The sequence below is a fragment of the Marinomonas fungiae genome (genome assembly GCF_001418205.1).
GTDB lineage: Bacteria > Pseudomonadota > Gammaproteobacteria > Pseudomonadales > Marinomonadaceae > Marinomonas > Marinomonas fungiae.
On the sequence record NZ_LIQF01000002.1, the window covers coordinates 126,060 to 140,054 of the forward strand.

A 13,995-nucleotide genomic window follows, 5' to 3' on the forward strand; every position below is an offset into this window, starting at 1 on the left:
TATTGATCACCGTATGGTGAGTACCTAATGGTGGTATTTATATGTTTTTTTCTAAGCAAGATTTATTTGATTCAATTGTCTTGATAAGACCGCTCCTTATATTGTTTGTATGTATTGCTCACTTGCCAGGAGTTAATGGATATCATTCAGACTTTGATCAGTTTGATAAAATCGATACGCTTTTTTCGATATATATTAAGGACTATTTAGCACGTGGTGCGGTACCGATATTAACGGTGATATCGGGTTATTTGGCTTTTTACTCTTTTTCTAGGCGATCTTACTTAGATTTTGTTTATGGGAAGGTTAAGCGATTATTGATTCCATTTGTAGTATGGAATGCGCTAGTGTTCGTGATTTTATGGGTGGTCTATAAAGCGCTGGGCGTATCTATTAGAAGCATAGAGGATGTCGGCAGTTTAACTGATATATTCTATAAGTGGTTTGGCTTTAATTTAAATTTGCCTATTAATGCTCCCACATATTTTGTCAGAGATTTGTTCGTTATTATGTTAGCGGTCCCTGTATTCAAATACATTTGTCGCAATAAAATTATTTTTGCTTTGTTCATGATCGGATACGCGAGGACAATTTGGGGACCGTCTTTATTGGTCTACCAAGGAGAAGAATTCTCGAGTCATCTTTTATTTAGACGAGATATGGTGCTGTTCTTTGCGTTAGGCTACTTCTATGCCATGCACGGTTTTAGCATTCCAAAGGTATCCGGCTATAGTTCTACTGTAAGCATTGTCCTATTGATGTCACTTGGTTTGCTCGTGAGTGTTTATTTATCTGGTCTGAACCCAAGCGGTGAGGACTACATTGTTATTCGGTTCTTATTTAGTTCTTTATTCGTGCTTTGTGCGCCGGTTTTTTTGTCTGTGCTATTGAAAACTAAAAATAGTTGGATTGGCCGAATACTTATTTTTATTTCACCTTATTCCTTTACGCTGTTTTTGTCACATATGTTAGCTTCGTATGTGTTCTTGTTTTTCACCTCTCGGGTACTAAATTGGAGGGTGAATGAGACATTTCCTATATTCGAAATCATCGTTTATATCGTTTTTTATGTGTTTGCTGTTGTAGTCTCTGCCATCTTGATTTTGAATGCTTGGCGATTTCTTATGGCCAAGAAAGATTTATTTCGTTTTTCCAATAAAAGTGTGACAAGTCCATAAAGCTAACCTTTCTGGCTTTTGTTTAAGATAGGAGATTCTATTAGGTGCCAAGAGAGCGTGGCAAAGCAAAGAGTGATTGCGGTGCTCAGAATTAGCATGCTGCTAAAGGTGATGTTTGGTATCTGCAGGACGATTAATTGCTGGATTGGAAAGGCGTATATATATAGGCCATAGGAATAATCGCCGATTAGGTTGTATTTTCGGATAAACCCTTTGGGTAAGTAGGCGACTGCCAATACGCAATATGAAATCACTAGAGAGTAGTAAATAGGGTAAACAATGTTGTCTGATAGCCAAGGAACCAAGCAAAGCATCGCTAGTGCTGGAAGCCAATGAATGGCAATGTGTTGGCGTAAGCTGTACATGATACTGCCCATAGCAAACGCGGCGATAAATAGCAGCATGCTGTAATGCTCATCTTGCTGCGTTGTTAAGTATTGCTCGGCTTTGTAGCAAATGACGGGAATGAATACGATGAGTAAAACTAAGTACAATTTCCATGGCGCTAAATAGCGCTTGGTAAATCTACAAAGAGAGAATATGACGGCTGTCATAACATACATCCAAGTTTCAATGGGAAGCGTCCACAAAGATCCATTAACCGTGCTTGGGTGTGGGTTGTTCTCAAACACGCCGGGTAGTTCAAACTGCGTATGAGTATTAAGTAGGTTGATATTTAGTAGATAATGCCAAGTAATAGGTGAGCTAAAGTAGCTTGCCAAATCATCTTGGGCGATGATTGGCCCTAGGGCAAAGACGGTCAGTAGCAGAACGACGATCAAGGCTGGAAAGATGCGTTTACTGCGTGCCCAAAAGTACTTTTTTAAGTCCCGTGAACGATCTAAACTACGGCAAATAAGGAACCCGCTAATCGCGAAGAAAACAGTTACGAAAAAAGTTCCCATCCCTATTTTGAAATACGCTTGAAACGGATCGATCAGATTGGGTCTGTTGCTGATAAGTACATAGCTGTGGGCAAAGAGCACCCCCCAGGCACAGATGATTCGAATGAGATTAAAGTTATTATCAGAACCATTGCATAGATGGTCGATTTTTGGAAAAACAGGCATCTCTTCTTCGTATCCTTAGCCGTATTTTCAAAGCTCGTCAGTGCTTTAGTGCATGAAAGCATATCTTGAGAGGTCGCGAATATTGTAACTGAGCAGGTTGAAATTTGGTACATAAGCCTCATATAAGGCACAAGTTAGCTAGCAAACAATGTTGGCTTCATTTATTAAACATTAATGGGATAAGTTATGGCTACTATCACAATTGACGGTAAAAGTTTTGATCTAGAAAAAGTGTCCGATAAAGCTCGTGCACAAATCTCTTCTCTACAAGTTGTGGAGAAGGAGTTGAACCTGCTTCAATCCAAGATTGCGATGACTCAGACGGCGAGAAATGCTTATGCAAGTTCTCTAGCGCCACAATTGCCTAAGAAAGCACCTAAAAATGCTAAGCAAACGGTAACGATTGATGGCACCGCTTATTCGATTGCCAGTTTTTCAGATCAAGCGAAAGCGTTGTTAAGTTCATTGGATATTGCTGATAAAAAGCTTGACCAACTTCAGAAGGAAGTGGCAATTACACAAACCGCTCGTAATGCTTACGCAAAAGTTTTGCAAAGCGAATTGAATTAATTTTCAGCACTTTATATTTACTCAAAAGAGTTTCGAAAAAGCTTACTTGTTTATCATGTGAGCGTTAGAAAATGTAATTGGAGATAGTATGTCTGATTTTATGATTGATGGTCAGATCTACAGCAGTGATGTGCTGACGGAACACTCTCGCAGCCTTATGCTGGCTTTAAGATTTGCAGAGCAAGAAATTTGGGATATTAATCGTCGTGTAGGGGTAGCTCAAACTGCTCGAAATACCTATGTGCTTGTTTTAAATAAACTATTACCTAAGCCCTTATCTGACTCTAGTGATGAGCAGGGGGTGTTAACTTTCGGTACTAAAAAATATCTTCGTTCAGAGTTGTCTGAAGAGGCAAATAAGCATCTTGATGCGATTTTGGAGACCGATAAACTTCTTGCTCAGCTTCAAGACGATTATGCCATTGCTGAAACCGCTCGTGCTATCTACGGTCGTGATTTTAAAGCTTCGGTTTCAACACTTCATTAATGGTAGAAAGATAGTAATAGGAGACTGAAATGCCTAACTGGCAAGTTGTTAGCAAAGAGAAACATATAAATTCCGGGTGGGTCTCTCCATCGGATTATCGACAGGCAAAAGAGAGTGCTCTTGCTCCATTGATGGCTGCTGAAATTTCTCACGCTTTACCATTTTATCCCTTGGCATTTGTTAAGTTACCGGATGGGCGTTTTCAGTTAAATGCTATTTTTTCTTTGAAAAATGATGTTAATTTATTTCTTAATCAAGCAAATCGTTGGCTTGTCCCATACGTTCCGGCAGCACTTCTTAGTTACCCGTTCGCTATGATGAAAACTGATTTAGTACCCTTGACAGTGTCGATCTAGACAAAATGTTCGACGGGGGCTCTAAAGGTATTTTCTCTTTCTAGTATGCTTTAAAGTTCAAGGGAAAGCGATTTTCCTTGAACTTTAGATTTCTCTTACTGGTTAATTATAAGTCGGGCGTTTACTGTATCAATTTTGTATTCAGCATCAGGATAGTTTCCAATTAGCAAGTTGCGCTCGTTATCCTCTAACGGACTTTCAGGATAGTGAACGATAAACTGTTTATCGGATGCCGAAGCTTTTTCATAAATCTCTGCATAAACTGATTGAAAGATTGAATAATCGCTGTAAGTTTGCCAACCTCCCATTAATGTTGGCACTAGGATTACATATAAAGTCCAGGCCCTTCCCCAGGCTGCCGCAATAAATAAGAGCAATACTACAGGTATTAGATAAAGTCGACTTTGAAATACAAGGTATGTGAATTCTTGTTCGGTGGAGTATGGAAGCATGCCTAGATAAATTATTGAGCAAAGAACCATTGCGCCAATCATGCAAATTAAAATTTTAATATTCTTAAGAGATATAAAAAACAATATAGATATCAAAAAAGCTATAGTGTTCGACTCCCTTCTTGTGTTTTGCCACCATAAGCTCTCAAACCAAGCGTATAAGGTCTTTGGAAATGATGAAAGATCAAAGGCATGTATATCTTTGTCTGATCCAATCGGGACGATGTTTTGTCTAAGTGCTATATAAATAAAAAAGGAAGCAATTAAAAAAACTAAGAAAATAATGCCTTTTTTAACTTCAATCGACTTAGACCAGGTTAGAAAGAAGACGAGTGGAAATATAAGTATTGATATCTCTTTGCAATAGAATGCCAGTGAAATAATTGCAAATGCGCTTTTCCATCTTTTTTCTAATAGTAGTCTGATCCCTGATAGCAATAGGAAGATGGTGAAAACATCAAAGATATTAGCAAACCATCCTGATGAAATAATGACGCTGCCAGATCCAAAAAATACCAGTGTTAGTGCTATTTCTTGTGCTACCGAAGGTTTGGATAGCTTTCTTGCTAGCAAGAGTAGCTGTGTGAACGTAGCGATTAATAGTAGGATATTTAGCCCACGTAGCACATGCCAAGATGTATTTCTATCTGGCATGAAGTAATCAATAGTGTAAGCAATGCTGAGTGGTAGAGGGCGGTACAAGTTTGCGACAGCTTGCGTCCATATATGCGTCAATGCTTCCCAATAAGTAAAATTCTCCTGCCAAGTTTTAAAAATGAGTAGAGCATTGGTTTCATCCCATACATCAGCCTTCATAAGCATAATCATAGCTAGAGACCAGGTTGATATAACTAGGACGAGATAGAGGGAAAATGCATCCCTAATAGGGCTGTATTGTCTAAGGTGTTGAAAGTAGTTTTGCATGTAGTAAGTGGCTCGTAGTTTCAGATATGCGCTCTTTTGTGCTACCGTCTCGAACTTATAGATAAAGTGCTGATTTGCCAGTGCTAAAGGGAATCAAGAGTGATGCAAGTCTGAGTACATGTGTGTATGACGCTGGCGCTATGTTACCCCTCTCTTTTGGCTATGGGCAACTGTTGGATCCCTTCTTGTACAGTTATCCACTAACGCCGCTGTATTAACATGACGTATTTGAGGAAAGTGGTTAAATGTGGGTGTGGCTTAGATTGTTACGTATCCATCAGTACATTAAAAACAGCTTTGTGCTGATTGGTGTGATTTTTGCTGGAGCATGGGAGGGAGCTTATTTAGTTGATGCTGTAGTTGTCTTCTGGGCGTTCTGTTTTGCTGCTAGCGCGGTTTACATCATGAACGACATTTTTGATATTGAAGCGGATCGGCTTCACCCTACAAAATCCAAACGGCCCATTCCCAGCGGTCTAGTTTCATTGCCTGTCGCATGGGGGAGCTTTACTGCTTTACTGCTCATGTCTTTTGCCTTGTCTTTACTTTGGGCCCCCATCGCTGCATTACTGATTGCGGCTTATGTCGTGTTGAATGTTTTATATACGCTTTATTTAAAGAAAGTGGCTATATTAGATGTATTCATTATTTCTTCGGGCTTTATGTTGCGAATTCTTGCCGGTACGGTAGGCATCGGGATTGCGCCATCGTCTTGGCTTTTGCTCTGTGGTCTTATGCTGACACTATTTTTGGGGTTTTGTAAGCGTCGAGCTGAGTTGCTAATGTTAGAGAACGATGAAATGCTTAAGCAGCCTATGACGCGTGAGGTGTTAGGTAGCTATAGCCCTATTGTTATAGAGCAGTTTATGGCGATTTCTGCCTCAGCAACGATATTATCTTATAGCCTTTATACTATGAGTGAAGAAACCATTGCTCGTCATCAGAGCGAGGGATTAATCTATACTGTTCCTTTTGTTGTTTATGGCATATTTCGATACATTTTATTGTTGCATAAAAGAGGGAAAGGAACGGATACTGCGAAAGACTTATATACCGATTCTCATATGTTGGTGGCGGTCGCCGCTTGGCTATTGACTATATTGGTGATTGTTATATGAGCTCTTATCCGTTATCCAGGAAACAGGTTAAAGCACTCATATTTTCGATCTTTGTTGCTATGTTGGGTTATTTAGCTTTGTCGCTTTCTTTTGAATGGCAGGAGGTTTGGTCCGCTTATCAAACGATCGGTTTTTTAGGGATTGCTTTGACCCTTTTACTATCCTTAGTTAATTACGTCTTACGTTTTATGAGATGGCAAATCTACTTGTCAACCATGAAGTATTGTGTGCCTTTTCGTCGATCAATAGTTGTCTACTTCGCGGGTTTTTCTTTGACGACTACCCCTGGTAAAGCAGGAGAGATGCTAAGAGGTGTTTTTCTAAAGTCTTACGGGGTACCTTTCACGTCAACTGCTGCGGCCTTTATAAGCGAGCGATTATCTGATTTGTTTGCGATTGTTCTGCTGTGTCTTCTTGGTATAGCGGCCTACTCTGAAGGGGGTAGTATTTTATTAGTCGGATGCGGCGTGATTATTTGTGCTCAAGTCGTTTTGTCATCTGTGTGGCTGATATCCCTGCTGCAAAATAGGGCAAAGCAATCTGCTAGTAAGCTGGGTAAAGCGGTTGATTGCTTTACATCTATCATTCTTGACGCAAGGCGCTGTAATGTCTTTTGGTTGCAAGCCATTTCATTGGTGATTAGCTTGCTAGCTTGGTCTGCTGAAGCCTATGCGTTCTATTTGATTGTGTCATGGACTGGCAGTGATATCAGTATCACGATTGCTTTCTCTATTTATGCCGTGTCTATGTTGGCTGGTGCGTTAAGTTTTTTGCCAGGGGGCGTTGGTAGCGCAGAAGCGGTGATGATTGCTTTACTGCTATGGGCTGGTATAGGTGAGTCGCAGGCTATTGCTGCAACGGTCGTCATTCGTCTGGTGACACTGTGGTTCGCGGTGATCATCGGATGTCTTTCGTTACTTCAGCTAGGTAAAGTTGATGTCCCTCGAAAAGTCGATGTAAGACCTTAGGAGATTAGGTACTGTGTATCATTCTTGGAATATGAATCCAAAGGTGGGAAAGCAATACGCTCAATATTTTAGCGAGCGCTATCAAGAGTTACCAAAAACGAATCATTCAATGATTGCGTACGGAAATGGTCGTAGTTATGGCGATGTATGCTTGAATAGCGGTGGAACTCTGATTCTAACCAAGCGTTTGAATCATTTTATCGAGTTTGATCCGACATCCGGTCTGCTTAAGTGTGAAAGTGGGGTTTTGCTTAAAGATATTCTAGATGTGGTTGCATCGAGGGGATGGTTTTTGCCAGTGGTACCTGGCACTCAATTTGTGACGGTGGGAGGGGCAATAGCGAATGATGTGCATGGCAAAAACCATCATTCACATGGTTCTTTTGGGCGTCATGTTGCTTCATTCGAGCTCTTAAGAAGTGATGGAGAACGCCTTGTATGCTCGCCAGCTTCCAATCGCGAGTGGTTTGAGTCGACGGTTGGGGGCATGGGCTTAACTGGTCTGATTACTTGGGCTGAAATTCAGCTTATGCCCATTCAATCAACCTTTATGAACACCTTGAGCCAGAGGTTTGAAAGTCTGAATGACTATTGGAAACTTATGGAGCAGGCTAAATCTAAGTGGATGTACAATGTTGCTTGGATAGATTGTTTGGCGAAAGGGCGTGAGCTAGGCCGAGGGGTGCTGACATCAGCAGAGCATACGGTGAAACCAATGAGGAGTGCCGAACATAAGAAGAAAAATGTTAGTTTCCCTCTCACACCGCCTATTTCGTTGGTAAATAAGGTTTCTTTAACGCTATTTAATAGTATGTATTTTCATTTGCCACGCCCCACTCAGGTGGTTCCACTGCATTATTTACCTTACTTTTTCCCCTTAGACAGTATTTATCACTGGAACAGAATGTATGGTAAAAAAGGTTTTTTCCAATACCAGTGTGTGATCCCTCCTCAACATGAAAAGAGTGCTGTTGAGGCGCTTCTAAAAACCATTAGCGATTATGGTTTAGGGTCTTTTCTGGCGGTGTTGAAATCATTTTCTAATATTCCTACAGCGGGCTTGATGAGCTTTCCTCGCGAAGGGGCGACGTTAGCACTCGATTTTCCAAATAATGGCCGTAAAACTCTGGCTTTATTTAACGAGTTAGACCAGATCGTTAGGCAGGCTAATGGAGCCTTGTATCCTGCTAAGGATGCACGTATGCCTATTGACATGTTTGCAGCTGGTTATCCCGCTTTGTATGAATTCCAGCGGTTTATTGATCCACGCTTTTCTTCCAGTTTTTGGCGTCGAGTTACGAGGTAGTTTATATGGCGAACATTGTTATTTTTGGCGCAACGTCCGCCATTGCGACTGAGTGTGCGAAGTTATTTGTTCAAAGAGGTGATCATATCTTCTTGATTGCGCGCAATGCTGAACGCTTGGCTGTATTAGAAAGCGACCTACAAGTTCGTGCCGGTTCAGATCAGCGCATAGGCTACGCAGTGGCTGATCTTAACCAACATGAACTACATGAGCGGCTCTATACAAAGGCTTCTGAATGCCTTGGTAAGATTGATACAGTTCTAGTTGCCCATGGGTCATTACCTGATCAAGGTGCGTGTGAGCAGTCTGTTGAGCTTACTTTAAATGAATTGAATACGAATGCATTAAGTGCTATCTCAATATTAACGATTGGGGCAAATTTATTAGAAGCGCAAGGATATGGTGCTCTGGTCGCCATTAGTTCTGTTGCCGGAGATAGAGGTCGACAAAGTAACTATGTATACGGTGCAGCGAAAGGAATGCTGACACTGTTTATGCAGGGATTAAGAAACCGTCTGGCTAAGCGGGGTGTTCAAGTCCTTACTGTCAAGCCAGGGTTTGTGGATACGCCTATGACGCAGGCTTTTGATAAAGGTGGCTTACTTTGGGCTCAACCTGAGCAGGTAGCTCAAGGGATTTTAACTGCCTTATCTAAAGGGAAGGATGAAGTATATTTATTGTGGTTCTGGCGCTGGATTATGCTCATTATTAAGCTGATTCCGGAGTGGTTGTTTAAGAAGTTGACACTATGAGTAGCGCCATAGCATTTTTCGATTTTGATGGAACCCTAACTAAAAGCGATAGCTTATTGCCGTTTTTGCGTGCAGTAAGAGGGCAAAAACGCTTTTGGCTAGATATGTTGGTTGTTTCTCCTTGGCTAGCCATGTATGTATTAAAAATACTGCCTAACCATAAGGCTAAAGAGCGTCTCTTGCGTCAAGCATTGCTTGGTATGGATAAAGCCGAGTTATATGCAAAGGGCGCGGCTTTTGCTGATACGCTGAGCGGAGGTCAGCTGAATGCGCTGATGCTAGAGAAACTTAAATGCCATCAAGAGGCAGGCCATATCACAGTGTTAGTGAGTGCTTCATTGGACGTCTATTTAGAGTATTGGTCTGAACTTTTGGGATTTGATTATTGCTTATGCTCGAAGCTTAACTGCTCGGATGGGGCGGTTAGTGGCGCATTAGAGGGTGCTAATTGCTTTGGTCATGAAAAGGTAAGACGTATTAAGGAGTTGCTAGGAGAGAAGCCCCATAGTATGAAGACGTTTGCTTATGGGGATTCTGTTGGTGACATGCCAATGCTAGAATCAGTTGATGAAGGATATTTATACAAAAAGGGCCGTCTGGCGCTGATTCGTTAATATTAAGGGGGCTAGAGATGCCCCTTCCTTATTGCGGATAAGGTTAAGCTTCAGTCCCTTCAGCCGAGATTCCAATAATGGCGGGCTGTTGCGCATTGCTGCTTAAATAGGGGAAGTATTGCTCGTAGAGACTATCTAAGTCACTTAATTGCTCTTGTACCCAATCTAGGTCTGGGAGCTCTCCAAGGTAACTCTGCCAATCATTGCTAAGAGAGCTTAAGTAGCCGCTCCAATCGTAACTACCAAATGTTCCTAGGTTTGTTTGTGGGTTAAGTTGATCATCATTGCTGCCTAATTGCCCCAAATCAAAGCCGCTTAACAAGTCAGCATAAAGATCCGACCAGTCGTATAGATCATCATTGGCATCTAAATTAATGAACAGGCTGTCGATATCATCAAAATAGTCACTATAAAAATCGCTCAGCTCAGCTAACCAGTTACTGTTGCTAGTTAGTTCTTGAGCAAATGCTGCCATTTCTTGTATCCATTCTGCCCAATTGAAGTTAGCAAAGGCTGCTTCAAACGAATCTCCTAGCGCTTCCCAATCAAAATTCAGTAAGGGCTGATTGGTAACTAGTTAGTAAGGTATCCCAGTCAGATGCATCTAGCTCTTCATTGCTGAGCCCAAGTATCGCTCCGATACTGAGGTCGATGTCATTAGCTGGGGGAGATGGTTGCTCTGAAGTGCCATTACTTTCAATCTCAACAGGGCCAGCTCCTGAAATATCCAAACTCTGACTATTGAAGAAATTTTTTACATCTTCTTTGGATGTGTTGTTTCCATACAAGCCAGCAATCATCTCGAAGCTAAGGCCTAGCTGGGCCGCTGCATGATAGATAGCGCTTTGACGTGCGTCATGGAAGCTCACGCCAAATTTAGATAGATGCTCTTAAATGTCTGTTTGAAGTAGAGTGTTTTGATTCTGTGAGTTACTACCACTAATGTCTAGGGTGGGACCCTCATTGGAGGTATTGAGTCCAAATGAGCTGAAATAAGCTCGGACATCCGCTTCGGTTGTATTATCTGAGTGCAGCTCAGTTATCATTGCAAAAGTAAGGTTGATTTCAGCAGCGGTATTATAGATGAATTACGGGGCGTTGATATTATTCAGAATAAACTGACGACCTTGATCGAACCTGATTCCTAAATTGTTTAAATGTTCAGAAACACCCATCTCATTATTCCTTTATTAGTGCGTATGGCAGTACAAGAATTGTACTTTTCGTTTGAGTCTAGATGTTTCTGATGTGCATGCCAACGTTGTTTAGACAAAAAAGCGCTGAATTATAGAATCAGCGCTTATGACGTCATAGGTGGGTATTGTTGTCGAGCAGCTGATCGTAGCGGGCCAGTGTTTGTTCGTTTAGTTGTCCTGTTTCTAATAACAGGTTAAGGTCTGCTGTTAAATAGTTAGAGAGCGTTTTCACAAACTCTAAGCGCACATCATACAGCTCTGTACGTGCTTCCAATACGTCTACTTGACTACCCAAACTTAAATCTGCTTGACGCTCTGCTGCCTCGAGAAAAGCTTGGCTAGATTTACGAGATTCTTCAAGGGCTTGAAGGCGTTCCCGGTAAGAGCTGATCTGTGTAAAGGCTAACTTGATAGCTTGAGTTTTATCTGACAGTGTCTGCTCATAACGTGCTTGTGCAGCATTATAAGCTGCTTCGGCTTGGCGAGCTTGAGCAGAGATCCTTCCGCCAGAATAAATTGGAATGTTCAACTCAACCGATGCTGTATAGTTTGTACTGTCATCATACATATCATCACTAATACGATCCATATATGACAGAGACAAATCAAGTGTTGGTAGATGCTGGGATTGACTGGAGCTCGCTTCGCCTTCTTTGCTACGAACATTAGCCATCTCTGCCAATATTTCGGCATTGTTTTGAACTTTAGCCACCCATTCTTCGGTCGAGCCACCGACTAATTGTGGGAATACTTGATGCCCATTTTTGACCCAGTCTTCAGGAATAGAGATTTTGTTGCCCGTCAGGTTTTCTAGGTTTGTAATGGCATCATCAAGCTGACTTTTGGCTTGTAATAGATCACTTTTGGCTACATCACGGCTTGATGTGGCGCGTAAAACATTTAGGCGATTGCCCACCCCCAGCTCATTCATACGTGCGGTTTGATCCAGTTTTAGCTGTAAAGATTCAAGCTTTTCTTGATAAATGTATACTTGTTGAGCTGCAGTGAGAGCTTCTAAGTAAGCTTGACTCAAGCGATAGATAAGCTCTTGCTCGGCACGAGTATAGGTATATTGGGACTGTTGGACTGCATCTTTAGCGCTACCATAAGCCTGCCAAGCTGCCACATTAATCAGGCTCTGGCGAACATTAAGTTGATAAACCGAGTAGTCTTGTGTACCAGCGTAGCGAGCTGGGTTCTCAGCAAAGCCTTGCACGGGATCGCCAACGGAATTGGTTCTATTTTGAGTAAAGTAATCATCAACATCTTGCTTAGTGTAGCTTGCACTTAGACTTGCATTAGGCAGGAGCTGTGACATGGCGATGTCATCTTGCTCTTGTTCTGCTTGGTAGTTATAAAAAGCATACTTAAGCTGAGGGTCGTGCTCTTTGGCTAATTTAAATGCGGAGACAAATCCAGTGGTCAAAACCAGTTCTGATGAGGTCGTGTTTGCCTCCTCTGCCATAACAGCAGAGGCAAGGCTTGAACTAACCAATAATGCAATCAATTGCGGCTTAAATGGAACGCGCATTTACTTCTCCTTGAGGCTTCGTGCGAAGCTGTCTTTAAGCGGCTTAATAATGTAACTAAATAGAGTTCGCTCACCGCGGCGAATCATCACTTCGGCTGGCATACCTGGGATTAGTTTCATATCATCATTTGTCATGTCTTGACTGCCTTGATCGGTCACCTTAATTCGAGCTAAATAGTAAGGCGCTTGATCTTCTTGTTGCTGTAAACGGTCTGCTGATACGTTAATGACTTCACCTTGGATAACTTTCGTAAGGCTTGCATTAAAAGCAGAGAAACGTATGTCAGCAAGTTGACCAACATGAATGTCGTTGATGTCATTGGTCATTACGCGACTTTCTACAACAAAGCTGTCTTCAACCGGTACTAGATCCATCAAGGGTTGACCAGAGTTCGCGACACTGCCAATAGTATGCACTTTCATGTCGACAATAGTTCCGTCTTCTGGTGCACGAACAATTGAGCGCTCTACGCGGTCTTGGGCTACCTGATATTTCTCTTGTAGATCAAAGTAGGTGGCTTGTGTTTGTTTTAGGCGATCGCCCACATCTTTTAAGAAGTCTTGCTTACGTGTAGCGATTTGCAGCTCTGTTTCCGTGTTCTGAATCTTTAAGCGAGCCATGTCAGATTTCAGCTTATTGATTTCATTTTGCGTTGAAATAATAGAGCGATTCAGTTCACGAGCACGGTTGTTGTCGCCTAGGCCTTCATTATAAAGAGTGGTATAGGCTTCCTCTTCTTCTTGCAGTAGCTTCAGTTGCTGATTTCGACCTGCGATCTGAGCGTCCATCCCGTTTACTTGTTCATCCGTTTGCTCTAAGCGTGTTTCTAACGAATTCGCTTCTTGTTGGTAAGCAGAAATACGGGCGTCTAGTAAATTGCTTTGTTGCTTAAGAGCATCGGCAACATCTGTATCTGACTGGGCCGCTTTCTGTAGTGTTTCAGAGAATGTCACTTCTTGCTGGAAGTTTTGTTCCGCGTTTAAGCGCTCAAGCTCTGCACGTGTAATTTGTAGCTGTTTGTAGCTGTTCTCTAATTGCGCTTGGAATTGAGCATTTTCTAACTGAATAAGCGGATCACCCGTTTTGACCACGTCACCGTTGCGCACGAAGATTTTCTCAACAATACCACCTTCATAGTGTTGAATGGTTTTACGGTAACTATCAACGACTACTTCGCCTGGGGCAATTAAGGCGCTGTTTAGTGGGGCAGTAGTGCCCCATAGTGTAAAGGTGCCTAACGTGAGTAATAAGAAAATAACGCCAAATTTAATGTAGCGGCCATCGTTAGAAGGGACCTCTACATCTTCCATTACTGGCTCTGATGGTTGGGTCGCAGCCGCTTTGGCGATATTTATCTCCTCTGCTGACTTCTTGACGGTCTGAATTTTAGCTAGGGCTTGGCCGCTCTTGTCATCGGTGTTTGGCCCTTTTGCATTGTTGTCGCTGTCTTGTTCTGTTTGCTTTGTCATGTT

At 42.0% G+C, this 13,995-nt stretch carries 15 protein-coding genes; 9 read left to right on the forward strand and 6 right to left on the reverse strand.

Features of this window, described 5'->3' with window-relative positions:
- Positions 1–41: 41 nt before the first annotated feature.
- Positions 42–1,178 carry an acyltransferase family protein gene (locus tag ASC49_RS03035; RefSeq protein WP_055461743.1) on the forward strand — a complete coding sequence of 379 codons (1,137 nt, stop codon included), beginning with the start codon at positions 42–44 and terminating at the stop codon, positions 1,176–1,178.
- 2 nt (positions 1,179–1,180) lie between these two features.
- Here the strand turns inward: ASC49_RS03035 and ASC49_RS03040 are convergent, their stop codons facing one another.
- Positions 1,181–2,248: an acyltransferase family protein gene (locus tag ASC49_RS03040; RefSeq protein ID WP_055461744.1), complete on the reverse strand. Its 1,068-nt coding sequence runs from the start codon at positions 2,246–2,248 to the stop codon at positions 1,181–1,183.
- Between the two features lie 186 nt (positions 2,249–2,434).
- On the opposite strand from ASC49_RS03040, the gene ASC49_RS19950 reads away from it, so the two are divergent.
- The 3 genes from ASC49_RS19950 to ASC49_RS03060 all read left to right on the forward strand — a co-directional run bounded on the left by ASC49_RS19950 (position 2,435) and on the right by ASC49_RS03060 (position 3,661).
- A complete protein-coding gene (locus ASC49_RS19950) occupies positions 2,435–2,818 on the forward strand; it encodes a DUF6447 family protein (protein WP_211262006.1) in 384 nt (127 codons plus the stop codon).
- 88 nt (positions 2,819–2,906) lie between these two features.
- Positions 2,907–3,305, forward strand: coding sequence for a hypothetical protein (locus ASC49_RS03055; protein WP_055461745.1), 399 nt, complete (start codon positions 2,907–2,909; stop codon positions 3,303–3,305).
- Between the two features lie 29 nt (positions 3,306–3,334).
- Positions 3,335–3,661 carry a SapC family protein gene (locus ASC49_RS03060; protein ID WP_055461746.1) on the forward strand — a complete coding sequence of 109 codons (327 nt, stop codon included), beginning with the start codon at positions 3,335–3,337 and terminating at the stop codon, positions 3,659–3,661.
- Between the two features lie 95 nt (positions 3,662–3,756).
- On the opposite strand, the gene ASC49_RS03065 is transcribed toward ASC49_RS03060, so the two are convergent.
- Positions 3,757–4,929: a hypothetical protein gene (locus ASC49_RS03065; protein ID WP_141656784.1), complete on the reverse strand. Its 1,173-nt coding sequence runs from the start codon at positions 4,927–4,929 to the stop codon at positions 3,757–3,759.
- Positions 4,930–5,282: 353 nt separating this feature from the next.
- Between ASC49_RS03065 and ASC49_RS03070 the strand changes: the two genes are divergently transcribed.
- The 5 genes from ASC49_RS03070 to ASC49_RS03090 are packed head-to-tail and all read left to right on the forward strand — an operon-like array spanning position 5,283 to position 9,795.
- Positions 5,283–6,155, forward strand: coding sequence for a decaprenyl-phosphate phosphoribosyltransferase (locus ASC49_RS03070; protein ID WP_055461748.1), 873 nt, complete (start codon positions 5,283–5,285; stop codon positions 6,153–6,155).
- Positions 6,122–7,123: a lysylphosphatidylglycerol synthase transmembrane domain-containing protein gene (locus ASC49_RS03075; protein ID WP_245624621.1), complete on the forward strand. Its 1,002-nt coding sequence runs from the start codon at positions 6,122–6,124 to the stop codon at positions 7,121–7,123. The genes ASC49_RS03070 and ASC49_RS03075 overlap by 34 nt, the downstream gene beginning before the upstream one ends.
- 13 nt (positions 7,124–7,136) lie before the next feature.
- A complete protein-coding gene (locus ASC49_RS03080; RefSeq protein ID WP_211262007.1) occupies positions 7,137–8,429 on the forward strand; it encodes an FAD-binding oxidoreductase in 1,293 nt (430 codons plus the stop codon).
- A 5-nt stretch (positions 8,430–8,434) separates the two neighbouring features.
- Positions 8,435–9,181 carry an SDR family oxidoreductase gene (locus tag ASC49_RS03085; protein ID WP_055461751.1) on the forward strand — a complete coding sequence of 249 codons (747 nt, stop codon included), beginning with the start codon at positions 8,435–8,437 and terminating at the stop codon, positions 9,179–9,181.
- Positions 9,178–9,795, forward strand: a complete 618-nt coding sequence (locus ASC49_RS03090; protein WP_055461752.1) for an HAD family hydrolase — start codon at positions 9,178–9,180, stop codon at positions 9,793–9,795. The genes ASC49_RS03085 and ASC49_RS03090 overlap by 4 nt, the downstream gene beginning before the upstream one ends.
- A gap of 43 nt (positions 9,796–9,838) precedes the next feature.
- On the opposite strand, the gene ASC49_RS03095 is transcribed toward ASC49_RS03090, so the two are convergent.
- The 4 genes from ASC49_RS03095 to ASC49_RS03110 all read right to left on the reverse strand — a co-directional run bounded on the left by ASC49_RS03095 (position 9,839) and on the right by ASC49_RS03110 (position 13,992).
- Positions 9,839–10,270 (reverse strand): hypothetical protein, encoded by a 432-nt coding sequence (locus ASC49_RS03095; RefSeq protein WP_055461753.1) that lies wholly within the window; start codon positions 10,268–10,270, stop codon positions 9,839–9,841.
- 70 nt (positions 10,271–10,340) lie between these two features.
- Positions 10,341–10,664 (reverse strand): hypothetical protein, encoded by a 324-nt coding sequence (locus ASC49_RS03100; RefSeq protein WP_055461754.1) that lies wholly within the window; start codon positions 10,662–10,664, stop codon positions 10,341–10,343.
- Between the two features lie 439 nt (positions 10,665–11,103).
- Positions 11,104–12,522, reverse strand: a complete 1,419-nt coding sequence (locus tag ASC49_RS03105; RefSeq protein ID WP_055461755.1) for a TolC family protein — start codon at positions 12,520–12,522, stop codon at positions 11,104–11,106.
- Positions 12,523–13,992 (reverse strand): HlyD family type I secretion periplasmic adaptor subunit, encoded by a 1,470-nt coding sequence (locus tag ASC49_RS03110; RefSeq protein WP_055461756.1) that lies wholly within the window; start codon positions 13,990–13,992, stop codon positions 12,523–12,525.
- Positions 13,993–13,995 lie beyond the last annotated feature (3 nt).

Bases quoted from the DNA above. Each gene is read 5' to 3' on its own strand.
- ASC49_RS03060 (WP_055461746.1), top strand. From the start codon at position 3,335: ATGCCTAACTGGCAAGTTGTTAGCAAAGAGAAACATATAAATTCCGGG.
- ASC49_RS03035 (WP_055461743.1), top strand. From the start codon at position 42: ATGTTTTTTTCTAAGCAAGATTTATTTGATTCAATTGTCTTGATAAGA.
- ASC49_RS03070 (WP_055461748.1), top strand. From the start codon at position 5,283: ATGTGGGTGTGGCTTAGATTGTTACGTATCCATCAGTACATTAAAAAC.
- ASC49_RS03040 (WP_055461744.1), bottom strand. From the start codon at position 2,248: ATGCCTGTTTTTCCAAAAATCGACCATCTATGCAATGGTTCTGATAAT.
- ASC49_RS03055 (WP_055461745.1), top strand. From the start codon at position 2,907: ATGTCTGATTTTATGATTGATGGTCAGATCTACAGCAGTGATGTGCTG.
- ASC49_RS03085 (WP_055461751.1), top strand. From the start codon at position 8,435: ATGGCGAACATTGTTATTTTTGGCGCAACGTCCGCCATTGCGACTGAG.
- ASC49_RS03110 (WP_055461756.1), bottom strand. From the start codon at position 13,992: ATGACAAAGCAAACAGAACAAGACAGCGACAACAATGCAAAAGGGCCA.
- ASC49_RS03090 (WP_055461752.1), top strand. From the start codon at position 9,178: ATGAGTAGCGCCATAGCATTTTTCGATTTTGATGGAACCCTAACTAAA.
- ASC49_RS03095 (WP_055461753.1), bottom strand. From the start codon at position 10,270: ATGGCAGCATTTGCTCAAGAACTAACTAGCAACAGTAACTGGTTAGCT.
- ASC49_RS19950 (WP_211262006.1), top strand. From the start codon at position 2,435: ATGGCTACTATCACAATTGACGGTAAAAGTTTTGATCTAGAAAAAGTG.
- ASC49_RS03105 (WP_055461755.1), bottom strand. From the start codon at position 12,522: ATGCGCGTTCCATTTAAGCCGCAATTGATTGCATTATTGGTTAGTTCA.
- ASC49_RS03065 (WP_141656784.1), bottom strand. From the start codon at position 4,929: ATGAAGGCTGATGTATGGGATGAAACCAATGCTCTACTCATTTTTAAA.